Annotated in this window: 20 protein-coding genes, 2 pseudogenes and 1 riboswitch; of the genes and pseudogenes, 4 read left to right on the top strand and 18 right to left on the bottom strand. The window is 42.0% G+C overall.

Annotation, left to right across the window (positions count from 1 at the left end):
• Window positions 1-162: pseudogene (locus tag BUB35_RS18740) on the top strand (IS110 family RNA-guided transposase); the annotation flags it as partial.
• Between the two features lie 108 nt (window positions 163-270).
• On the opposite strand, the gene BUB35_RS13870 reads toward BUB35_RS18740, so the two are convergent.
• The 3 genes from BUB35_RS13870 to BUB35_RS13860 all read right to left on the bottom strand — a co-directional run bounded on the left by BUB35_RS13870 (window position 271) and on the right by BUB35_RS13860 (window position 5,803).
• Window positions 271-1,308, bottom strand: a complete 1,038-nt coding sequence (locus BUB35_RS13870; RefSeq protein WP_159432897.1) for a BglG family transcription antiterminator — start codon at window positions 1,306-1,308, stop codon at window positions 271-273.
• Window positions 1,309-1,729: 421 nt separating this feature from the next.
• Complete coding sequence (gene glmS, locus BUB35_RS13865; RefSeq protein WP_072852703.1) at window positions 1,730-3,553, bottom strand: glutamine--fructose-6-phosphate transaminase (isomerizing); 1,824 nt, start codon at window positions 3,551-3,553, stop codon at window positions 1,730-1,732.
• A gap of 606 nt (window positions 3,554-4,159) precedes the next feature.
• Window positions 4,160-5,803, bottom strand: coding sequence for a glycoside hydrolase family 10-like protein (locus BUB35_RS13860; protein ID WP_072852701.1), 1,644 nt, complete (start codon window positions 5,801-5,803; stop codon window positions 4,160-4,162).
• A gap of 230 nt (window positions 5,804-6,033) precedes the next feature.
• On the opposite strand from BUB35_RS13860, the gene BUB35_RS13855 reads away from it, so the two are divergent.
• On the top strand, window positions 6,034-7,278 hold the full coding sequence (locus tag BUB35_RS13855) for a shikimate kinase (RefSeq protein WP_242949264.1): 1,245 nt from the start codon (window positions 6,034-6,036) through the stop codon (window positions 7,276-7,278).
• 66 nt (window positions 7,279-7,344) lie between these two features.
• Here the strand turns inward: BUB35_RS13855 and BUB35_RS13850 are convergent, their stop codons facing one another.
• The 6 genes from BUB35_RS13850 to spoVAC all read right to left on the bottom strand — a co-directional run bounded on the left by BUB35_RS13850 (window position 7,345) and on the right by spoVAC (window position 10,568).
• The gene (locus tag BUB35_RS13850; RefSeq protein WP_072852699.1) at window positions 7,345-7,545 is read right to left on the bottom strand and encodes a helix-turn-helix transcriptional regulator; all 201 of its coding nucleotides are present in this window, start codon (window positions 7,543-7,545) and stop codon (window positions 7,345-7,347) included.
• Window position 7,546: 1 nt separating this feature from the next.
• Window positions 7,547-7,897 (bottom strand): DUF3796 domain-containing protein, encoded by a 351-nt coding sequence (locus BUB35_RS13845; protein ID WP_159432896.1) that lies wholly within the window; start codon window positions 7,895-7,897, stop codon window positions 7,547-7,549.
• A 179-nt stretch (window positions 7,898-8,076) separates the two neighbouring features.
• Window positions 8,077-8,601, bottom strand: a complete 525-nt coding sequence (locus BUB35_RS13840; protein ID WP_242949263.1) for an HD domain-containing protein — start codon at window positions 8,599-8,601, stop codon at window positions 8,077-8,079.
• A gap of 137 nt (window positions 8,602-8,738) precedes the next feature.
• The gene (gene spoVAE / locus BUB35_RS13835; protein ID WP_072852695.1) at window positions 8,739-9,092 is read right to left on the bottom strand and encodes a stage V sporulation protein AE; all 354 of its coding nucleotides are present in this window, start codon (window positions 9,090-9,092) and stop codon (window positions 8,739-8,741) included.
• A complete protein-coding gene (gene spoVAD, locus BUB35_RS13830) occupies window positions 9,089-10,114 on the bottom strand; it encodes a stage V sporulation protein AD (protein ID WP_072852693.1) in 1,026 nt (341 codons plus the stop codon). Before spoVAD ends, spoVAE begins: the two co-directional genes overlap by 4 nt.
• A gap of 4 nt (window positions 10,115-10,118) precedes the next feature.
• The gene (spoVAC, locus tag BUB35_RS13825; protein WP_072852691.1) at window positions 10,119-10,568 is read right to left on the bottom strand and encodes a stage V sporulation protein AC; all 450 of its coding nucleotides are present in this window, start codon (window positions 10,566-10,568) and stop codon (window positions 10,119-10,121) included.
• A gap of 161 nt (window positions 10,569-10,729) precedes the next feature.
• On the opposite strand from spoVAC, the gene BUB35_RS13820 reads away from it, so the two are divergent.
• Window positions 10,730-11,539 (top strand): HAD-IIA family hydrolase, encoded by an 810-nt coding sequence (locus tag BUB35_RS13820; protein ID WP_072852689.1) that lies wholly within the window; start codon window positions 10,730-10,732, stop codon window positions 11,537-11,539.
• A gap of 66 nt (window positions 11,540-11,605) precedes the next feature.
• Here the strand turns inward: BUB35_RS13820 and BUB35_RS13815 are convergent, their stop codons facing one another.
• Window positions 11,606-12,895, bottom strand: coding sequence for a homoserine dehydrogenase (locus tag BUB35_RS13815; protein WP_072852687.1), 1,290 nt, complete (start codon window positions 12,893-12,895; stop codon window positions 11,606-11,608).
• Window positions 12,896-13,207: 312 nt separating this feature from the next.
• Between BUB35_RS13815 and BUB35_RS13810 the strand changes: the two genes are divergently transcribed.
• Complete coding sequence (locus BUB35_RS13810) at window positions 13,208-13,441, top strand: hypothetical protein (protein WP_072852685.1); 234 nt, start codon at window positions 13,208-13,210, stop codon at window positions 13,439-13,441.
• A gap of 212 nt (window positions 13,442-13,653) precedes the next feature.
• Here the strand turns inward: BUB35_RS13810 and BUB35_RS13805 are convergent, their stop codons facing one another.
• The 8 genes and pseudogenes from BUB35_RS13805 to BUB35_RS13770 all read right to left on the bottom strand — a co-directional run.
• Window positions 13,654-13,962 (bottom strand): rhodanese-like domain-containing protein, encoded by a 309-nt coding sequence (locus tag BUB35_RS13805; RefSeq protein WP_072852683.1) that lies wholly within the window; start codon window positions 13,960-13,962, stop codon window positions 13,654-13,656.
• A gap of 38 nt (window positions 13,963-14,000) precedes the next feature.
• Window positions 14,001-14,861 carry an undecaprenyl-diphosphate phosphatase gene (locus BUB35_RS13800; protein WP_072852681.1) on the bottom strand — a complete coding sequence of 287 codons (861 nt, stop codon included), beginning with the start codon at window positions 14,859-14,861 and terminating at the stop codon, window positions 14,001-14,003.
• An 87-nt stretch (window positions 14,862-14,948) separates the two neighbouring features.
• Window positions 14,949-15,902, bottom strand: a complete 954-nt coding sequence (locus BUB35_RS13795) for a tRNA dihydrouridine synthase (protein ID WP_072852679.1) — start codon at window positions 15,900-15,902, stop codon at window positions 14,949-14,951.
• Complete coding sequence (locus BUB35_RS13790) at window positions 15,902-17,155, bottom strand: chloride channel protein (RefSeq protein WP_072852706.1); 1,254 nt, start codon at window positions 17,153-17,155, stop codon at window positions 15,902-15,904. The genes BUB35_RS13795 and BUB35_RS13790 overlap by 1 nt, the downstream gene beginning before the upstream one ends.
• A 46-nt stretch (window positions 17,156-17,201) precedes the next feature.
• Window positions 17,202-17,274, bottom strand: a riboswitch (Fluoride riboswitch).
• 43 nt (window positions 17,275-17,317) lie between these two features.
• Complete coding sequence (locus BUB35_RS13785) at window positions 17,318-18,316, bottom strand: DUF2156 domain-containing protein (protein WP_072852677.1); 999 nt, start codon at window positions 18,314-18,316, stop codon at window positions 17,318-17,320.
• A gap of 18 nt (window positions 18,317-18,334) precedes the next feature.
• Window positions 18,335-19,432 carry a GNAT family N-acetyltransferase gene (locus BUB35_RS13780; RefSeq protein WP_072852675.1) on the bottom strand — a complete coding sequence of 366 codons (1,098 nt, stop codon included), beginning with the start codon at window positions 19,430-19,432 and terminating at the stop codon, window positions 18,335-18,337.
• Between the two features lie 247 nt (window positions 19,433-19,679).
• Window positions 19,680-20,756, bottom strand: a complete 1,077-nt coding sequence (gene mutY / locus BUB35_RS13775) for an A/G-specific adenine glycosylase (protein WP_072852674.1) — start codon at window positions 20,754-20,756, stop codon at window positions 19,680-19,682.
• A 202-nt stretch (window positions 20,757-20,958) separates the two neighbouring features.
• Window positions 20,959-21,588, bottom strand: a pseudogene (locus tag BUB35_RS13770) (formate/nitrite transporter family protein); the annotation flags it as partial.
• Window positions 21,589-21,819: the final 231 nt, after the last annotated feature.

Genomic DNA, 21,819 nt, shown 5'->3' with positions numbered 1-21,819 from the left:
ATTAAAACCAAGCCACAGGATGACCCTGTATATCGGTTTTTAGATAAGAAACGTGCTCAAGGTAAACCTTACTATGTCTACATGACAGCGGGTGCCAACAAGTTTCTAAGAATCTACTATGGTCGAGTGAAAGAATATCTTGCAACTCTTCCAGAATCCTAATTATCCACTACAATTTTCAGACCAGCACTGGTGTGGTGGTCTTATTTTGATACCCAATTTTCAACCTGTATAAAATTTTCAATGTTCTTTTAATTTAGCCTTGACTTTTTATTTGCAGGCTATAATATCCACCATATTTTTTACCAGCTGGCGCATATTCATACGTTCGGCAAGTGTATGATCCATCTGACCTGTGAGCCAGATCTGTGCGCTGATGCAATGCATGGTGATAAAGCCAATTTCTTCCTGTGGGATTTCAATGGCAAAACGCTCGGCAATGCGTCTGCCAATTTCTTCCGCCACAGAGTATTCTGGATAACGCTTCAAGGATTCTAACCGTTGGGCTTCCATTTCGATTTTTTCAAAATTCCGAAGCCGCTTCACCGCCAGAGCGATATGCACCAGCAAACCCATATAAGCGCTGTCCGTATACTTGATATGCATCTGCTGTTCTACTTCTGACAAAACCTTTTCTACGATTTCAAAGGTTTCATCATCAATGAAGTGGAACAATCGGCTTTGTGCCGCAGCAGAAATACCAGATTCTCTTTTTTCTTTCTTTTCCCGAAAGAGTCCCAATATTTCCTCTTCCGTCATAAATTCATAAATGGCATTGGCAATTGCCTGTCGGTAATGGTCTTCGCTTCCTTCTGTGTAGATGCCAAGCCCAGGCTTACGTATCACATGAATTTGATACTGCCGCAGCCATTCTCCCAGATGATCCAAGTCGTTGCTCAGGGTGCCGTCTGAAATCTTATACTTTGATGTGAAATAGTAAAACTTCAGCGGTTCTTTGGCAAAGAGCAGTTCTCCCAAAATCAGTCTGCGTCGTTCTTCTTTGGAATATGCCTGCACAATGTCTGTTTCATTGAGCAGTTCCAAAATCCGACTTCTGGTTTCCATGCTTTCATCCAGCACCAAGCCTACCCCTGGCTTCCGCAAGAATGTAAAGTCATGTTCTGCCAGCCAAGCTTCGATCGTCGGCATTTCCCGCAGCACTGTACGAGAACTGATCTTCAGCTTGTCAGATATGGCAGCCACCGTAACAGGATTTGCTGCCGTAAATTGTGTTAAAATCTGAATGATTGCTTTTTGGCGTGAGGTCAATCCGGATTTTTGTTCCCCACCCTGGTTCACTCGTGACATTTTTAAAAACCAACCTTTCGATGTTTTCATTTTAATACTTCTGATAAATCCTTACAACAAAAGGATATTTCACGTTTGTCCCCAATAGTTTATGACATTTTTGCCGGAATTTCCTTGTATACTTGTCATAAAGTCCTTTTTTATTTGTTTTGCATAAAATATTTATTAAAATTCTGTGCATCTTGCATGACAACAAATTTCTTTTCCGATGTCAAAAAAAGAATTTGTCAATTTTCTTAACTTATTTTTTACATTTTGAAAAAATCGGTTTTTTCATCTGTACAATTATACATAAAAAGTCTAATGGAATTTCATTTTTTCGTCAAGAATACTTACTGACAAAAATGAAACAAAAACAGAAAAAAACGGACAATTTATGACATTCATAAATTGTCCGTTTTGATGTTTAGACCAATGAATCTTATTCTACTGTTACGGATTTTGCCAGGTTTCTGGGCATATCTACGTCACAGCCTCTTTCGATGGCTACATAGTAAGAGAAGATCTGCATAGGGATAACATTCAGAGATGCTGTAAATTTGTCATTAATCTGAGGGATGTAAATAACTTTGTCAGCAACTTCTGCGATTTCTGTATTGCCTTCTTTTGCAATGGCAACAACATAAGCGCCTCTTGCTTTTACTTCTTTTACATTGCTTACCAGTTTTTCATACAAAGGATCCTGTGTTGCAATGGCAACAACCAGTGTACCTTCTTCAATCAGAGAGATAGTACCATGTTTCAGTTCACCAGCTGCATATGCTTCACTATGGATATAAGAGATTTCTTTCAGTTTCAGGGAACCTTCCAGAGCAACGGCATAGTCGATACCACGGCCGATAACGAATACGTCATTTGCGTGTGCATGTGCTTTTGCCAGTTCTTTCAGTTCTTCATCCATTGTCAGCAGTTTTTCGATGTAACCGGGAACCAGTTCCAGTTCTGCTGTCAGTTTCTTCACTTCTTCCGCAGACAGGTAACCTCTTGCCTGACCAAATTTCATTGCCAGCAGGTACATCAGGGCTACCTGTGTAGAATAGCCTTTTGTTGTAGCAACAGCGATTTCAGGACCAGCCCATGTATACAGTACGTCATCACTTTCACGGGCAATGGAGCTGCCTACTACGTTTACGATTGCCAGGATACGAATGCCCTGTCTCTTTGCTTCACGCAGAGCTGCCAGTGTGTCAGCTGTTTCACCAGACTGGCTGATGATGATGCAGATATCGTTTTTGTCCAGAATAGGATTTCTGTAACGGAATTCGGATGCCAGATCCACTTCTACAGGGATTCTTGCATAATCTTCGATAACATATTTGCCAACGATTGCTGCGTGCCAAGCACTGCCGCAGGCAATGATATGAATTCTGTTGATATTTTTGATGTCTTCATCTGTATATTTGATGTTATCCAGTTTGATTTCACCATCTACAATTCTGGGGCTGATAGTTGCTTTGAAAGCTTTAGGCTGTTCCATGATTTCTTTCATCATGAAGTAATCATAACCGCCTTTTTCTGCTGCGGAGATATCCCATGTTACATTATAGATATCTTTTTTGATTTCATTTTTGTCCAGATCCAGAATGGTGATGCCATCTTTTTTCAGCACAACGATTTCGTTATCGTTCAGCAGATAATAGTCTTTTGTGTATTCCAGCAGCGCAGGAATATCGGAAGCGATAAAGTTTTCGTTTTTGCCGATACCAACCAGCATAGGGCTGTCTTTTCTAACTGCAACGATTTCATCGGGTTTTTCGCTGCACAGGATACCCAGTGCATAAGAACCTCTGATTCTACCGATCACACGAATCAGTGTATCAACCATATCGCCATCATAGTAGTAATCGAACAGCTGTGCAACAACTTCTGTATCTGTTTCGGAAGCAAAAACATAACCTTTTTCTTCCAGCTCTGCTTTCAGCTGCAGATAGTTTTCAATAATACCGTTATGTACAACGGAAATTCTGCCGTTCATGCTTGTATGAGGATGGGAATTCACATCGCTGGGTGCACCATGGGTTGCCCATCTTGTATGACCAATACCCACATGACCTTCTACACCGCCCATTGTCTGAACTTTTGCATCCAGATCAGCCAGACGACCTTTTGTTTTTACAACATGAATGCCATCGCCAAATACAGCGATACCAGCAGAGTCATAACCTCTATATTCCAGTTTTTTCAGTCCCTTAATCAATACGGGAGCTGCCTCATTCTTACCAATATATCCAACAATACCACACATAAATTGATTACCTCCAATATTTTATTCGCACGTTATCTTTCTTTTGTCCCTTCGATTTCTCAAAAGTTTTGTAAAAGACCTGCGTCCCTGTGCGAAAGGGCGGGAAGCATCCGCCGAAAACTTCGATCACTTCCACCTCGTCAACCGCATCTGCACTGCGGCTCTGGCGCTTCATACTGCCAACACGCTACCCTCCTTTTTATAAGCTCTGTGCAGAAGGCATATTACCCCCTCGGATAATATCTAAAGCATTATACCATTAAACCTTTCGATGGTAAAGGAAAATTTTCTTAAACTTCCATCAGAAGCGCTTTCCTTCTTTATTCTATGCGAAAAAAACAGTGATACAGCCCTATTTTTGTTCACGAAAAAAAGCATGTGCTTTAGGGGCGTCTTCATAAGAAAACAAAGAAAGCCAAAATCCTTATCATGACAAAGGATTTTGGCTTTCTTATTTTATGAAGATTTTCGTTGTTATGTTTTCTTATGAAGACAGCCGTCGCAATTCCCCTTAAGGAATCAAGGAAACGAAAAACAATGTTTTCTTAAAATGTTTTCTTAAGGGGAAGTTGCTTTCGCACATGCTTTTTTTATTTCTTATTTGAATCAAGCTTTGTATCCTGTTGTTGTATCAATGCCGATGGTTGCTGTAGATTCATCCCATGTTACACCGAAGTCAACCAGTTTCGCAATATCACGAAGTTTATAATAGGTATAATCATGGATGGTATATGCTGTTGCGCTCTGAGGGTCGCCGTCTACATACAATTTTGCGGTAGAAGGTGTTGCAGTTGTATCACTGCCCTGCTTTACAGCCGTTTCGGTGCCATTGATGGTATAAGGAATTCCTGTCTGCAAATGGATTGCCTGATCCGCTTCCACCCAAACGGTATCGAATTTCTTATCTGTAGCAGTCAATGCTTTTGCAATATCACGCAGTTTAAAATAGCTGTAGTCATCAATGGTATAAACTTCCATTTCTACTGTCTTGCCGTCAATCTGCAAGTTCGCTCTGCCGGCATAGGCTGTCTTTTTGCCTGTGTTTGTCTGAGAAGGTTCCTGTTTGTCCGGAACAGAAACCGCAGGCGTGTCTGCATCCTTTTCCGCATAGTAAGATTTCAGAGCTGTGGCACAGCCTTGTCTGTCATTAAGCAAATCCCGCAGACTGAAGAAAAAACTGCCGTCTACATTCTTGTATTTTTCATTGATCTGCATTTCTTTTACGATTTCAGAAGCAACAGAATCTTTGTAAATGCCCTGACCGATATAAAGGTCAACGTCCGTACCTTCCACCAGATCATTCCACCATTTCACCAGTGTTTCATAGTCAGCGGCACTATTGCCTGTTTCCCAGTAAATCTGAGGCACAATGTAGTCCACCCAGCCTTCTTCTACCCATTCTTTGGCATCGCCATAAACGGTGTAATAGCCTTCAGAACCTTTTGTTGCAGAACCGGCAGGGTCAGAAGAACTGTTTTTCCAGATACCCATAGGGCTAATACCAAATTCCACAGAACTGTCAATGCTCTTGATGCGCTTAGAAACCATTTCGATGAGGTCATTGACATGTTCGCGGCGTTCATTGGCAGCACTGCCTTCTCTGCCTTCCCCTTCCGGCAAAGGATAATTGGAAGGATAGAAATAATCGTCAAAGTGGATAGCATCCACGTCATAGTTTTCCACAACTTCCGCAACGGTATCGGTGATATACTGTTTCACTTCTTCTTTTGCAGGGTTGTAATACATGGCATTGTTATAAGTCAAAATCCAGTCTGGATGCTGTCTTGCCATATTATCTGCGGAAAGTGCAGACAAATCCACACCGGATGTTGTGATACGATAAGGATTCATCCAAGCATGAAATTCCATGCCACGTTTATGGGTTTCCTCAATCATAAATTCCATAGGGTCATAACCGGGGTCTTTCCCCTGGGTACCAGTCAAAACAGCACTCCATGGGTTCAGATCAGATTCATAAAAGGCATCGCCTTTGGGACGAATCTGCACCACAACGGTGTTCAGCCCCAGTGCCTGTGCCTGATCCAGTTTCTGAATAAATTCTGCTTTCTGTGCTTCTGCGTTATTTTGTGTGGAAGGATAGTCCGCACTGTACACAGTGGAAATCCAAACAGCACGCATATCATCATCTGCTTTAGGGGTCGCTCCATAAGCTGCAAGGCTTCCAAGACTCCCCATAACCAATACCGCACCTAGTACAGCTGCGGTCAATCGTTTCATCCATTTCTTCATTGTCAAAACTCCTTTTATTCTAGATCATATTATTCCGCATTTTCACGAAATATTCTGCATATTTCATCAGAAAAATGATAAGTTGTTACAACCGACTTGCACCAACTTATTGTATCACACTTTGGTTATATAGAAAATTACGTTTTTATTACAATACAGAAAAAAACTGTTGCATAATAGATTATTTTATATTAGCATATAGAGAAAATTTATCAAATGGGGTGATATTTATGATGCGTTACGGACTAATTGGTGAAAAATTAGGACACAGCTTTTCCAAAATCATACACGAGAAACTGGCTGATTATACTTATGATCTGATTCCGCTTTCTCTGGAGGAGCTGGATGTCTTTATGCGCGAAAAAGCATTTAGCGCCATCAATGTGACCATACCATATAAGGAAACTGTCATTCCATACTTGGACGAAGTAGACCCGAAAGCTGCAAAAATGGGCGCAGTCAATACCGTTGTGCAGCGCAATGGGAAACTTTTCGGATATAACACAGATTACTTCGGTTTTCGGTACATGCTGGAACATAACCATATCCAGATTGCAGGCAAAAAAGTGCTGGTACTGGGCAGAGGCGGTGCCTCTAAGGCCGTTATTGCGGTTCTGGAAGATATGGGAGCAGCAGAAATCCACACCATATACTACAAAATTGCGGAAAACACCATTTCATACGAAACATGCTACGCTTTACATACAGATGCACAGGTAATTGTCAATACAACACCTGTTGGCATGTATCCCAATTCCGGGAAAACACCCATCGATCTGGCGCCCTTCACCAAACTGGAAGCCGTTGCAGATGTTGTTTACAATCCTCTGCGAACCAGACTAGTTTTAGATGCGCAGGAAAGAGGGTGTCAAGCCATCGGTGGACTAGAAATGCTTGTTGGACAAGCAAAGTATGCCGTTGAAATCTTTTTGGATCAATCCTTGCCTGACAATGCCATTGAGCTGGTACACAATGAACTGATGGCAGAACGCAGAAATCTTGTGCTCATTGGTATGTCCGGCTGCGGGAAAAGTACTATTGGCAAACTTGCCGCAGAAAAACTCGGAAAGACTTTTGTGGATACAGATGCAGAAATCATCAAACGCATTGGTATGTCCATTGCTGATTACTTTGCGACATACGGCGAAGATTCCTTCCGTCAGGTGGAATCCGAAGTTATACAGGAAATTTCCACACAGAATAATCTGGTCATTTCCACCGGTGGCGGTGTCATCAAAAACCCTGAAAATATCCGCTGGCTGAAAGGTAATGGAACTGTTATTTGGATTCAGCGTGATCCAGAATTGTTGGAAAGCGGCAATGGTCGCCCTCTGGTCCCCGATCAGGATGCAGTTCGCAGACTTTACAAAGAACGTCTGCCTCTTTACACAGCTGCCGCAGAAACCATCATTGAAAATGACGGCAACGAAGAAGATGCTTTACAAAAAATATTATCGGCATTTCAGCAAGTATAACCACAAACAGAAAAATATATATTTTTTTACATAAAAGAAGCCCTGTCTAATCAGACAGGGCTTCTTTTAATCAAAGATAAACAATTCCTCAATGGGTGTTTCCACCACCCGGGATATATCGATGGCTAGCTTCAAAGAGGGATTGTACTTCCCTGCTTCCAGCCGCATGATAGTTTCTCGCCGAACGCCTACCTTCTCTGCCAACTGCTCTTGGGTCAGGTCTTTCAGCAGGCGATATTTTTTTAAATTACAGATAAATTCTGCCATATTATCGTTCCTCCAGCCAATATAATTTTACAGCATACGCCAGAATCAGCACCACATAAGCAATGACTACCAGAATAAATGTTACTTCCAGATTACTCATGAACAAGCCGATAATCCAAATGGCTGCAAGAAGGAACAAAGCAAGATGACCAATAAAAGCAAGGGCTGTTTTCCGATCTTCCTGATAACGTTCGTCTGCCTGATCCCCCTGAATCTTCCCTAAGAAGAAAAATCCAAAGAAAGAGAAGAAACCCAGGTAAGCAAGACTGGTAATATCCCCTGTCATAAAATAGCGACCGGCAAAAAATCCCAAAAACCCAAGGAATCCTAAATAAAAATTTTTCCGAATCATAAAAAGCACCTCTTTCATAAGTGATATATTTATCTCTTTCTGATACAAATATATCACCAAAAAATAAGATTGTCAATATAAATAGTACAAATATATCACTTTTTGAGATTTATTTATCACATTTGAAAATCGAAAAAAGTCCATGACATCGTCATGGACTTTTTCTTGGGTTCGTTCAATTAAGGCTGTACCACAGCACGTCTTTTGAATACTTTCGCAGATTTTTTTTCGGCAACTTCGAAAATGGCAGAAATCTTATCCACAAATGTCAGTACATAAGATTCTACGTAGCGGGGAGGCACCGGTGTGCAGGGCCACATATGTTTCAAAATCGCGTCTGTTTCCACTTTATTTAATTCTGTAATCTTTTTCGCGTTGTCATAGGCAACCCGAGGGTGCCAAGCAGCATGATTGGAGCGAATTGCTTTTTTGGTTCTCCAATCATAGAAAAACAAATCATGCAGCAAGCCCGCTCTTGCAGCAGAACGATAATCCCAACCCATACGGTAGCAAATCAAAAAGCTGTAATAGGATACATTTATGCTGTGCTGTAAACGGCTGGTATCGCAGTGCTGTACGTGGTTATCCATTTTCTGTACCATTTCATGCCCCAAGAGATCCTCGACGCATGCTTTGTACTCTGCCAGCAAAGAATCCTCATCCGGTCTGCTAAAGTCTTTTCTTGAACCAATCGCTTTGTGCATTTACGTCTTTCCTTCCTTGTAAATTCATGTAAACTTAATTTACATAATCATTATATCACGAAAGGTTCTCCAACGCTACAAAATTCAAAATTTTTTTGAAAAATAATAAAACAAAAATTACTTTTGCTCTTTATGCACTATTTCTCTTTTGGTCTAGCAATAAGTGCCGCCAAAAAGGCGAAGATAATCACTGCTGTAAGCCCACCGGCAGCAGCTTTGATTCCTCCAGTAAAAATTCCGAAAATACCCATAGCATCTACTTCGTTTTTCACTTCCAACGCAAGGCGATTGCCAAATCCTGTCAACGGCACCGTTGCCCCTGCTCCTGCAAAATCAATCAGTTTTGGGTAAATGCCAAGACCACCCAGTACACAGCCAACACATACGAAAAGAACCAATATTCTGGCAGGTGTCAGCTTTGTTCGGTCAATAAGAATCTGTCCCAATACACAGATCAGCCCGCCCACAAGAAAGGCTTTTAGATACATCATGTGCAGCTCCCCTTTCCGCTTTCTATGACGACCCCATGAGCCACAGCAGGGATGGTCAGACCCAGCACCGCGGAATCCGCACTAAGCAAAGCCCCAGTCGGGATAAAAAGCATCCGATTGATTTCCCCGCTGCAAAGTTTTGGATAAAAATAGCCGCAGAATGTCACTGCAGAGCAGGCACATCCACTGCCGCCAGAATGGGTATCCTGCGTTTCTCTGTCAAAAATGAGTATCCCGCAGTCTGTATAATTTTCTGACATATCATACCCTTCTTTTGCCATCAGCTCCACAACCAACTGATGCCCCACATAGCCTAAATCTCCTGTGACAATCACATCATAATCCTGCGGGGTGCGTCCCGTTTCTTGAAAATGTGCCAATAACAAATCTACAGCTGCAGGTGCCATAGCTGCCCCCATATTCTGTGCATCTGTAATTCCCATATCAATGATCTTTCCCGTAGTAACCATGGTAATCTGCGGTCCTTCTCCTTCTTTCGCCAAAACCACCGCTCCATCCCCTGTGACCGTTCTGGTGGCTGATTGGGGGCGTTGGATACCCAATGGCAAAGGAAATCGAAACTGCTTTTCAGCCGCACAGAAATGGCTGGAAGCGCCACCTAAGACATATTCAGCAAAGCCACCATCGATGAGCATGGCACCCACGCTCATAGCTTCTCCCATGGTAGAACATGCACCAAAAAGCCCCAAAAAAGGAATGGGCAGGTCTTTGATGCCGAAGGTTGTTCCCATACACTGATTCAGCAGATCCCCGCAAAGAACATACTGTATATCTTCATGGGTCAATCCTGCTTTTTTCAGCACCAATGCCATATTTTCCGCTACAAAACAACTTTCTGCTTTTTCCCAGGAATCTTCTCCCATCATGGAATCCTCAGCGATTTCATCAAAATATTGTCCCAGAGGTCCCTCTCCCTCTTTTTTTCCGACAGTAGACGCTGCTGCCCGTATCACAACTGGCTTGGAAAATGCCACCGTTTGTCTGCCAATACGTTTTGTCATGAAATCACCTCCCCAGAAAATAATAGCAAATACCAACGACAACAGAAGTCAATGTACCATACACAATCACTGGACCCGCAATGACGAACATTTTTGCGCCCATGCCCATAATCAACCCTGCATTGCGGTATTCGATTGCCGGAGAAACCACAGAATTGGCAAAGCCTGTGATAGGCACTTCCGTTCCCGCACCACAGTATTTTCCCAATTTTCCATAGATACCAGCCGCTGTCAAAACAGCAGAAAGAAATATCAGAGAGATGGACACCAGCAGAAGTGCATTTTCATATTCGATACCGAAAGATAAATAACGCTCCTGCAAAAACTGTCCAAAAGCGCAAATCAAGCCGCCTGAAAGAAATGCCATCAGGCAATTTTTTGCCATGGGACTTTTCGGCGATGCCTTTTCCACCATGGCAGCATATTTTTTCTGCGCCTGTTCATCTGTACGCATATACTCACCTCGTTTGTTTTCTCATTAGTATTGCTTCTTTCCCGAAAAACATACGGTTCCAATTCTTTTTTACAAAAACTTCAAAGAAATTTTACGACAATACATGAAAAAAGAGACGATTTCGATTATAATGAAATAAAAAACAAAAAGGAGTGAATGAATTGGATCAACTGAGAAACAAAAAAGGATTCATTTGTGATATGGACGGTGTCATTTACCATGGCAACCAGATCTTACCCGGTGTAAAGGAATTCATTGACTGGCTCTACAGAGAAGATAAAAAATTCCTGTTCCTGACCAACAACAGCGGCAAAACACCACAGGAACTGCAGGAAAAACTGTCCCGTATGGGACTGCATGTAGACAGCAGCCATTTCTATACAAGCGCGTTGGCAACAGCAAACTTTATCGCAACACAGACACCTAACGCAAAGGTATTTGTTATTGGCGAACCCGGTTTGTACAATGCTTTATATGAAAAAGGAATCATTCTGGATGATACATCACCTGACTACGTTGTTATCGGGGAATCTTACAGTTATAATTATGAAAACATCTGCCGTGCCGTACGTCATATTCAGAACGGCGCACGCCTCATCGGCACCAACTCCGACTTAACTGGTCCTACAGAACAGGGTATCATTCCCGCTTGCCGTGCATTTGTAAAACCCATCGAAATGGTAACAGGAAAAGAAGCTTATTACATTGGCAAACCCAATCCTCTCATGATGCGTACAGGTCTGAATATGCTGGGGGTACACTCCAAAGAAGCTGCCATCATTGGTGACCGTATGGATACAGACATCGTTTCTGGCATCGAAAGTGGTCTGGATACTGTTCTGGTGCTTTCCGGCGTTTCTACTATGGAAACTGTGAAAACTTTCCCTTACCGCCCTCGTTTGATTCTGAAAGGTGTTGGAGAAATTCCCACACTTGCAGCAAAAGAAGAAAAAGCTGAAAAAACAAAATAATTTCAAATGTAAAAAACACCCTTTTGAGAGATCATTCTCCCACAAAGGGTGTTTTTTTGATTGCATTTATGCGTGATGTACACGAATAATGGAGGAAATTTCTTTTACCATAGACATCGTCTTGATGACAGTGATAGAATCCATAAACTGTTTTTCCATTACGTCATATGTTACAATAACAACTTCCGCAGTATTGCCTTCTTTTGCTTTCTGCAGCAGCATGGAAATGCTGACATTATTGCTGCCAAACAGTCCAGCCAAAGCCGCAAGGGTACCTGCGCGGTCTTCCAGTTTCATGCGGATGTAATAACTGCTTCTGGTTTCGGACATTTTTTTCACAGGCAGACTCTGATAGCAAGAGCAGCCAATACGACCTGTGCAGTGATACTGCATGTTACGAGCAATATCCATAATATCCCCTACCACTGCAGAGCCTGTAGGCAGCGCACCTGCACCTCTGCCGTAGAACATTGCGTCATCCACTGCGTCACCATGCACGAAAACAGCGTTAAAGGAATCTTTGACCGCTGCCAAAGGATGCTGCAAAGGAATCATGGTAGGATGTACCTTTACTTCAATACCTTCCGGTGTTAGTTTTGCCAAACCCAGCAGTTTGATTTCGTAACCAAGTTCATGGGCATAACGAATATCTTTTGCTGTGATTTTGGAGATACCTTCTGTATAAACATCATCAAATGTAACAGAGCTATGGAAAGCGATGGAAGCCATGATTGCCAGTTTACGACCTGCGTCATAGCCTTCAATATCCGCTGTGGGATCAGCTTCCGCATAACCCAAATCTGTAGCCAGTTTCAGCGCATCGTCAAATTCCATGCCATCTTCTGCCATTTTTGTCAGGATAAAGTTTGTGGTACCATTGATGATACCCATTACTTCTGTAATATCATTCCCCAGCAGGCACTGCTTCATGGGGCGAATGATGGGAATACCACCGGCAACAGCTGCTTCAAAGAGCAAGTCACACTGATGCTCTCTTGCAATTTCCAGCAATTCATGCCCATGAGTTGCCATCAAGTCTTTGTTTGCAGTTACGACATGTTTGCCTTTGGATAGTGCTTCTCTGATGTAAGTTCTGGCAGGTTCAATACCACCCATGACTTCCACCACAATAGAGATGGAATCATCATCGATGATATCACTCCACTGATCTGTCAGCTGGTCTGCCGGAACTTTATCTGCGTATTTTGCTTTATTTCTTACCAGAACTTTTGCAACTTGCAGTGTAGATCCAATTTTTGCAGGCATATTCGGTTTCTGTTTTGCCAAAATTTCATATACACCGCCGCCAACAGTACCCATACCCAGCAGCGCAATTTTCTTGATGCTTTCGTCCATGGTTTCCCCTCCTGTAAATAACAATAGAATATGACAATATCTGTCGTGATATTAAGATTTTAACACGATTCTAACTGATGTCAACCATTTTTGTCTTTTTTGAGCAAACATTTATCCGTATGACAAATACAGTCGCGTTTTTTGCAGAATTTTCGTCAGTATTGCCTTTTTTTGAACTGTATACTTTTTTGATGTATGTTTTGGCAAAGAACTACATTTTATCCCCTGTACATTTGTTCATTTTAAATGTGATATGCTCACAGAACAAAACGCAATACACTGCTATACTATAAACAAAGGAAGGTGATCTATATGTCATACAAATCATTTTTACAGCGCAATTTCGGAATGTTCTTTTTTGTCACATTAGGTTTGATTGCTGGTTTTCTTTACTATAAATATGTTGGCTGTGTTTCCGGTACATGTGCCATCACTGCCAATCCCATCATGTCTGTGCTCTACGGCGGTATTCTAGGTGGGCTATTCCATAGCATCATTACAGAAATTTTCATTCCCATGTCGAAAAGAAAACATTTGGACAAATAAAAAAAGTGATTCATTTAGGGGCATCTTCATTAGAAAACAAAGAAAGCTGAAATCCTTATAACACAAAGGGTTTCAGCTTTCTTATTTTTACGAAGGTTTTATTTGATGTGTTTTCTTATGAAGACCGCCGTCGCAATTCCCCTTAAGAAATCAAAGAAAAGAAAAACAATATTTTCTTAAGGGGAATCTGCTTTGAATCACTTTTTTCGTGCTTATTTTTCCAATTCGCCTCGATACTGACCAATGGCACCCATATTTTTTACATTCTGGAAGCCCTTCTGCTCCAAAAAACCCATTGCCATTTTGCTTCTGCCGCCACTGAGGCAGTACAGATACAGAGGCGTATCTTTTTCATATTTTACTGCATTGATCTGGGAAGTTGGGATATTGATGCTGCCGGGTACATGTCCCTGCATGTATTCATCAGGTTCTCGTACATCAATAACAACTGCATTCTTTGTCTCCTTTGCCTCCTGCAGCAATGTCATAAAGTCTGTTTTTTTTCCAAACAGTCCAAACATTTGTTTCTCATCCTTCTTTCTTTTGTATCACAAATTCATTATTTTGCAATCAGACCAAAATAAAGCAGTACCACAATACCTAAAATGATACGATACCAGCCAAAGACTTTGAAGTCATGTTTCTTGATATAACCCATGAGGAATTTGATTACAAGAATAGATACCACAAAAGCTACAATCATACCAGTCAGCAGGATAGCAACTTCCATACCGGTAAAATGGAAGCCAAACTGTACGATCTTCAGCAAACTTGCGCCGAACATAACGGGAATTGCCAAAAAGAATGTAAATTCTGCTGCTACGGTTCTGGATACCCCCAAAAGCAGTGCACCAACGATGGTCGCACCGGAACGGGATGTACCGGGGAAAATTGCCGCGATGAGCTGGAATACCCCAATCAACAGGGCAAGCTGGAATGTGATTTCCTCCAAGCTGTTGACACGTGCTCGTTTTCCTTTATGACGTGTTTCAATGATCAAAAACGCGATACCAAAAACAATCAGTGCAATGGCAACGGTGGTATAGTTGTAAAACAATGCTTCAAACTTCTCATTAAACAACAGCCCGATAACTGCCGCCGGCACACAGGCAACCAAAATCTTCAGCCACAGCATGACAATATCCATGCGCAGATAAGAAATCAGCCCTGTCCGAATTCTTCTGGGGTCATAGGGCGGTTTCTGGAAAGGAAAAATGGAATTCCAGAATATGACCACAACTGCCAGAATGGCGCCAAGCTGGATCACAACCTCAAACATACTGTAGAATTCTTCCGATACCTGCAAAGGCATAAATTCATTGAACAGAATCATATGCCCCGTACTGCTAATGGGCAGCCATTCCGTGATGCCTTCGATGACACCGAAAAGCGCTGCTTTCAATAATTCAATCAAGTTCATACGCTACCTCTCTTTTTCATTATTTTTGCGTTTTCTATTATACTTGGTTTTACCAGAAATATCCACTAAACATAAGATTTTTCTTTCTTAAGATTTCTTTATATCTGATGCAAAATCAGCTTGTTCCAGTAAAATCGATACCGCAGCGTCATATTCCGCCAAAGAATTGGCTTTCCTGATTTTTTTGATGCGCTTTTCTTCTCCTGTAAAAAGATTTTCCCAATACGCCCATAATTCCTTCATTTTGAACAACACGTTCCGGTCACCGGACATGATTTCTTCATATCCATGACAGATACGATTGTGAAAAGAAAGGAATTCTTCTTTTGTACATGGACTACCGCCTTGTATCTGTCTAACCAACGCCGGATTCGCCATAAGCCCCCGTCCCAGCATCACAGATTGAATCCGTGGGAAACGCTGACAAATTCGCTCATAATCAGCAACGGAAAAAATGTCTCCGTTATAACAAAGAGGAAAAGGACTTTTTTTCGCGGCTACCTCAAAAGCGTCCAGACGGGGCTCATATTTATAGTAATCCTCCCGAATGCGGGCATGGAGAATCCACTCTTTCACTGGATATGGGTGAAACAATTCCAGCAATTCCACAATTTCCATGGGATCACGCATGCCCAGTCTTGTTTTGAGGGAAACAGGAATAGGTGTCTGTTCATAAACCTCATCCAAAAAAGCACGCAGTTTTTCCTTTTCTCCTAAAAAACCAGCCCCCTTTCCTTTTGTCACCACTGTCGCCGAAGGGCAGCCCAGATTCAGATTCACTTCCTCATAGCCCATATCTGACAACACCTTTGTGGCCTGCAAAAATTGTGCGGCATTATTTGTCAGGATTTGTGGAATCAGAGGAATATTCCGATTATTTTCCGGCAGAACATCCCGTTTTTCCTTTGGGCTCATGGGACGGTTTTGGTTAGGAGATATAAATGGTGTATAATAACGATCTACCGAAGGAAAACAGGCATGATGTGCATTCCGAAAGACATAGCCCGTGATTCCTTCCATAGGCGCGAAATAAAATTTCATCAGATAGATTTCTCCTTTCCTTTTACCAACTGCAATAAGGATTTTCTATAGGAACCATATTTCTGCTTTCCATAAATTGAAGGGAAATGACAAAATATATGGGCAGCCAGACAAGCAATTGCAAAAAACGGCAGATACTCATAACCGAAAACTTCCGCACCAATGAAAATAGGTGCCAGAAGTGTGTTGGTGGCACTTCCGAAAACAGCGGCATATCCCAAAGCGGCAGCCAACATCACAGGCAATCCCATAAATCCTGCCAAAATTACGCCCAAAGACGCGCCAATGGAAAACAATGGTGTCACTTCCCCACCTTGGAATCCCAGAGAGAGTGTGAATACTGTCAGCAGGATTTTCAACAACCAGTCATATGCATAAATGGTATCTCCGTCAAAAGATGCAGAAATCAGATTGGTTCCCAGCCCTGTATATCTTCCCTGATGGAAAAATAACAGCAGAATACTCAATATGATACCACCCAAAAACACGCGCAGCAATGGATTTGGCAGGATTTCCGCCAATTTCTTTTTACTTTTTCCCAAAAGGAATGCAAACAGACTGCCTACACAGCCAAAAATCAAACCGATTACGATGAGTTTCCCTACAAAAACAGGTGTCACTGCCATTTGCAATTCCAAAGGCACCTGAAATTTTTCCAGTCCCAAAAATGCGGAAACAGAAGCCGCTGTAAAAGCAGCCGTACACATGGGCAGAATGGCACGAAGTGCAAGCTGTCCAACTATAGGCACTTCCATTGCAAAGAAAATGGCTGCCAGAGGTGTACGGAATAGACCTGCGAACCCTGCCGCCATACCTGTCAGCAGGAAAATATGCGTTCCATCTTCTACGGAAAAGCGTTTTCCCACTTGATGGGAAACGGTAGCACCCAGCTGTACTGCTACCCCTTCTCTGCCGGCACTGCCGCCAAACAAATGGGTCAGCCATGTACTAATCATGACAAAAGGAATCAGTCGTCTAGGAACTTCTTCATCTTCTCGATGGCTCACAGAGAGAATCAAGCCCATGCCTTCCCCACTTCTGCCACCATATTTTTTATATGCCCAAACGATGCAAACACCCACTAAAGGCAGCACAGGTACCAGATAAAATATATGTGCGGTTCGAATATCACTGACCCAAAGGAGGACTTTACCGAAGATCGTATCCAGACACCCTACCAGTGCTCCAATGACAATCCCTAATCCTGCCAGCATCAACTGTGTTTTCCACGAACCATATGCATGTTTTTCCATTTCTTTCCCCTTTCTTCCCAATAAAAAAGCCAATGACCCTGTAATTGATTTTACAGAAGTCATCAGCTGTTTCAGCGTTTCCGGCATTGCCGCGGGAGAACCTCATTCCCTCACAATCTTGTGTATTTTACCATAGAACCAAAATTTGTGTCAATGGCATTTTTATTCTGCATCTTCACTTTCTGCGCCCCAAAGACCTTTTTCTTCGGAAAGGTCACGGAAGCTCAGCAGATATTTTTCTACCATATAAGCAGGGTTATAAGAGCGTTTTGCTTTTCTCATACCTGCATGACCCATATCTTCTTCTCTGTTCACATAAGTCACATCCTGACATTCATGGAGCACATACTGCTGGTTGATCATGGGATACAGTCCATCAATATCTGTATCTGCTTTTTCAATATGCACCAGCTGCACATCATCACGCAGGCGTTCCCCTACTGTGAACGCACCCATCTTACCGTCTACGAAAATGGAACCGCCAGTCAAGCCCAGACGTTCCATATTGTGCAGAGCAAGAGAAACGGATTTTCTCTCGTCTTCCAGCTCCTTGGTTTCTTCTCTTTCAGAAATCCACTTATCATACAGTGCCATGCAGTCGTCAATAAGTGTTGCATCCAATTTGCGATATTCATAATCGGGATGATTTGCCAGGAATTTATTGATATGATTTCTTTTGCCGTGGAGTTTTTTGCCTTTCAGTGTTGCCAGACTTTCTCTCTCATAAACATAGTCCCAAGCAATATCTGTAGGCATTGCGAACATTTCTGGGCAAGCTTTCAGCATCATATCGCGGAAAGGTGTCCAAACAGAACGGAATGTGGGTTCCACACCTGCCTGTTTCATATAGTCCGCTGCATCCATGATGGCTTTCCGGTAATCCACATCGGCACCTTTTTTGGGGATAGGTGCCCAGAAATAAACAGGCACACCTTCAAAGTCCAGTTTTACATACAGTACGTTATTTTTTTCGGCAAATTCCATTTTTCCTTCTGTGCCCCAGATAAACAGGTTCGCAAAAGACAAATCGGAACAATCCATCTGCCAAGGTTTTGTATAGCTTTCAATCAGTTCCTTTGTTTCCAGTGTAAAAGGACGGAAACAAAATTCGTTTTTACAGTCAGCTTCTACTTCTCTTTCCAAACATTGTGTATACGGCATGTTTTTCAGCCTCCATTTTTAATATTCATCAATAATATAACAGTTACATTTTGGTAATTTCTCGTTGATTTCCTGAAATCCCGCTTCATCATATATATGCACATAGGGTCGCTGGCTTTCCAAATCGGTGTATCCCACCAGCACCTGCAGCAATCTTCCCGCAGGAATGGAAAAAGCAGGCGTTTTTTCTGTTTTCTCGCCATTCAACAGAAAACAGCCATTGTTTTCCGGAACCACATGATCTTCCACAGCAAAAGCTGCTTCTCCATGAAGTTCCAGTGCCTTCAACAGCACTTGCAAATTCGTCAGACCCATGACACCTTTCTGCTTTACTTCTTTCTTGGCAAAGTCAAAAGTAATTTGGGATTCAGGAGCAAGTTTTACAGATAATGACAAACCATCGCATTCTGCGAAAATGCCTGTCAGCACCTTCTGCAAAGCATCATCATCCCCAACCGCTTCCGCACAGATCAATTCTGTTTCTGTCTGATAATAAAACACATAAGCTTCTACAGCATCTTTTCCATAAGCCATGCATTTTCCGCCGTCAGCGTTATAATCCGCACATTTACGCAAAAAATCTTCTTCTGTACGGTAGATAATGCCGCTGTATTTTTTTGCAAAATCCGTGTAGCAATCAAATGCCTTTACGTATTCTTCTGGCTGCAAAGGATAAACACCTTCCACAGCTTTCACTTCCGGTATTTTTTCTGCTGTCAGATAACAAGCATCTGCCACAGGATAATGTCCAAAGGAAAAATAACTGGGCAAAACTGCCGGTGTATGAACAGCTACGCCATAGCCCTTTTGCTGCAAGAGTTGCATATCATAGGGGAAAATTCTTCCCATATATCCCTTCTTTCGATGATCTGGATGGGTACAGACACCACAAAGCATAGTGCCTTTTACCGCTTTTCCACGGATTCCAATGGTGTAGGGAAATGCCTGCATACATGCCGCGAAAACATCATCGGCTTTCAGGCAGACAGAGAGAGAAGGCTCAAATCTATGGTGAAAAAACCAATAACAAAAAGCATCGCTGTCACCAAAACAAAGCTGCCACAAATCAGAAAAATCCTGTCGATCTTCCCATACAGCATTTCTTACTTCAATCATTTTTTCACCAGCCTTCTTTCCTACTTTTTAAGTATATTTTACAGGAATGTAAAAGAAAAGTCAAATAATAATTATTATCATTTGATAGATTTTATAACTTTATGTTTGATGCATATCACTTTTACACATATCTTTCAGATGCACTCGTAAAAAGAAGGTGTTTTGGTTAGACAAATTCCTTCTCAAAATAAAAATCACGTTTTATTGCCCGAAAAGAGAGCAATTTCAAAAGAAAATTCAGAACTTTTCACAAATGTATCTGTTCGTATTCCATATCTTCCAGCATATCCAGACCTTCTGCCCAGATTTTTTTGAAAGCAGAAGGCAGTGCATACTTTTCTTTTGCCTCCTCTATGGTTACCCATTGAAATGGTGTATCTGCCATAGCTTTTACGTTGATAAAATACGCATCCATATGCCATTCTATATGTGTAAAAATATGCTTCTGTCCACGCATATTTTTGATTTCTGCCTGTTGTATGCCCCAGTCAGCAAAAGCCATTGGCAAAGCATATTCTTTTGGTACATGAGGCAGTTCCCATAAATTTGCCAGCAATCCTTTACTATCACGTTTTCGCAAAGCAATCCTTTTGCCATCCGTCATAAAGCAAACAGAAAGATATTCTTTCGTTCTTGGCTTTTTCTCACTCTTTACGGGATACTGCATAGGATTTCCTTTTTGATATGCCAGACACAATGTACGAAGGGGGCAATTTTCACACTTAGGTTCCCCATTGGGTACGCATACTGTTGCCCCCAATTCCATCAACGCCTGATTCACGTCTCCAGCAATCTCTCCTGTCAATGCGTCATTGATTTCTTCTTCCCATGCCTTTTTGGTCTGCTGGAGCATGATATCCCTTTCATCGGCAAAAACTCTGGACATCACACGGAGCACATTGCCGTCCACTGCCGCAAAAGGCAGAGAAAACGCAATGGAAGCTACCGCACCAGCCGTATAAGGTCCAATGCCTTTCAGACGCAAAAGGGCTTTATGGTCTGCGGGCATTTTTCCGTCATATTCTGCCATGACCTGTTTTGCCGCTGCCTGCATGTTCCGCACACGACTATAATATCCCAAGCCTTCCCATAACTTGAGAATCTGTTCCTCATCGGCTTCTGCCAAATGACGGATGGTAGGCAGTTCCTCCAAAAACCTTGCATAATAAGGCTTTACCGCCTCTACTCTCGTTTGTTGGAGCATGATTTCCGAAACCCAAATGGCATAGGGGTCTTTTGTTCTGCGCCATGGCAGATCTCTTTTATATACATGATACCACTCTGTTAAGAGGGCAAACACTGTCTGTAAACTCTGTTCCTGCATAAAACAATCCTTTCTGGAGATAAATTTCAATCTATTCTAACATATTTTCAGATAAAACAGCGGACAAACCTCAAGCAAATTTCTCTAAAAAAACAATTTCAAGTAAAATAGAATCACTGGAATCCCATGAACTGCCAGAATTCCAGTGATATTTGTTTTCTTATAAAGATGCCCGATAAGGTCTGTCCGTAAAATACAGTAATTATCGTATTTTAAAACATTTCAGGTAAAGAGGAATGATCATACCGCCAACGGAATTCCCCAAAGTCATGACGATGATGGAGAGTAAGCAATGACCGCTCCATACACCTGCCAAAGAAAAATAATACATGTTAGCAATGACGTGTTCAAATCCACTCAGAATAAACACCATAACCGGGATAAATACCCCTACGGTACGAATGGTGGAACCTGTCTGATTTTTGAAAATATCTACGGCAATAAACATCAGCATGCCGCAGAACACAGCCAACAGGAAAATACTCAAAAAATCATCATTCAGCTTTGTTGCCGCGATAGTTTGTACCTTTTCCGCCATGCCTTCATAGATGCGGCTGTTCCGTACCATCCAGGCAACGATATATGTACCAATCAGGTTGCCAATCCATGTAATCGCCAGTTCAATGAGATACACAGGCTTCTGCATCGGCAGATAGCCGATTTTTCCGGTAAATAACTGCAATTGGAAAATAACAATGGTAAACAAGCCAATGGCAAACAAGCAGCTGCCCACAACAGGATTTTGCTGTGATAGATACACTGTACCGCCCATGCCAATCAATCCACCTGCAATGACCGCAGAAACCAACTGCCTTACTCGTTCCATATTGACATCTCCTCTACCCCTGTTCCGTTACAACCACTACAAATACGTGGTAAGTATACTATATCTTGTGGTATTTTGTCAACACGAACACAACAAATGATACAATCCGAATGGGATTTTATTCCAAACAAAATAGCACAATGCAAATCATAACCACGCCTAAAAGACGTGGTTTGCACTAGCCCTATAAGGGCTTATTAAGAGCCAGCGCCTAAATGACGCTGGCTTTCACTTCGT

Source organism: Anaerotignum lactatifermentans DSM 14214, from assembly GCF_900142265.1.
In the GTDB taxonomy this organism is placed as follows: Bacteria; Bacillota; Clostridia; order Lachnospirales; family Anaerotignaceae; genus Anaerotignum; species Anaerotignum lactatifermentans.
The sequence above is the reverse complement of the archived record's forward strand: the minus strand, read 5'-3'. Positions and strand labels throughout refer to the sequence as shown.

Coding starts and splice junctions, on each gene's coding strand:
- BUB35_RS13790 (WP_072852706.1), bottom strand. CDS start 17,155: ATGGAAAAACATGCATATGGTTCGTGGAAAACACAGTTGATGCTGGCA.
- BUB35_RS13800 (WP_072852681.1), bottom strand. CDS start 14,861: ATGAACTTGATTGAATTATTGAAAGCAGCGCTTTTCGGTGTCATCGAA.
- BUB35_RS13805 (WP_072852683.1), bottom strand. CDS start 13,962: ATGTTTGGACTGTTTGGAAAAAAAACAGACTTTATGACATTGCTGCAG.
- spoVAC (WP_072852691.1), bottom strand. CDS start 10,568: ATGCGTACAGATGAACAGGCGCAGAAAAAATATGCTGCCATGGTGGAA.
- BUB35_RS13840 (WP_242949263.1), bottom strand. CDS start 8,601: ATGCACAAAGCGATTGGTTCAAGAAAAGACTTTAGCAGACCGGATGAG.
- spoVAE (WP_072852695.1), bottom strand. CDS start 9,092: ATGATGTATCTAAAAGCCTTTCTTGTGGGCGGGCTGATCTGTGTATTG.
- BUB35_RS13850 (WP_072852699.1), bottom strand. CDS start 7,545: ATGGCAGAATTTATCTGTAATTTAAAAAAATATCGCCTGCTGAAAGAC.
- BUB35_RS13780 (WP_072852675.1), bottom strand. CDS start 19,432: ATGATTGAAGTAAGAAATGCTGTATGGGAAGATCGACAGGATTTTTCT.
- mutY (WP_072852674.1), bottom strand. CDS start 20,756: ATGCAGGAACAGAGTTTACAGACAGTGTTTGCCCTCTTAACAGAGTGG.
- BUB35_RS13855 (WP_242949264.1), top strand. CDS start 6,034: ATGATGCGTTACGGACTAATTGGTGAAAAATTAGGACACAGCTTTTCC.
- BUB35_RS13860 (WP_072852701.1), bottom strand. CDS start 5,803: ATGAAGAAATGGATGAAACGATTGACCGCAGCTGTACTAGGTGCGGTA.
- spoVAD (WP_072852693.1), bottom strand. CDS start 10,114: ATGACAAAACGTATTGGCAGACAAACGGTGGCATTTTCCAAGCCAGTT.
- BUB35_RS13795 (WP_072852679.1), bottom strand. CDS start 15,902: ATGAAATTTTATTTCGCGCCTATGGAAGGAATCACGGGCTATGTCTTT.
- glmS (WP_072852703.1), bottom strand. CDS start 3,553: ATGTGTGGTATTGTTGGATATATTGGTAAGAATGAGGCAGCTCCCGTA.
- BUB35_RS13810 (WP_072852685.1), top strand. CDS start 13,208: ATGTCATACAAATCATTTTTACAGCGCAATTTCGGAATGTTCTTTTTT.
- BUB35_RS13870 (WP_159432897.1), bottom strand. CDS start 1,308: ATGTCACGAGTGAACCAGGGTGGGGAACAAAAATCCGGATTGACCTCA.
- BUB35_RS13815 (WP_072852687.1), bottom strand. CDS start 12,895: ATGGACGAAAGCATCAAGAAAATTGCGCTGCTGGGTATGGGTACTGTT.
- BUB35_RS13785 (WP_072852677.1), bottom strand. CDS start 18,316: ATGCCGTATACACAATGTTTGGAAAGAGAAGTAGAAGCTGACTGTAAA.
- BUB35_RS13845 (WP_159432896.1), bottom strand. CDS start 7,897: ATGATTCGGAAAAATTTTTATTTAGGATTCCTTGGGTTTTTGGGATTT.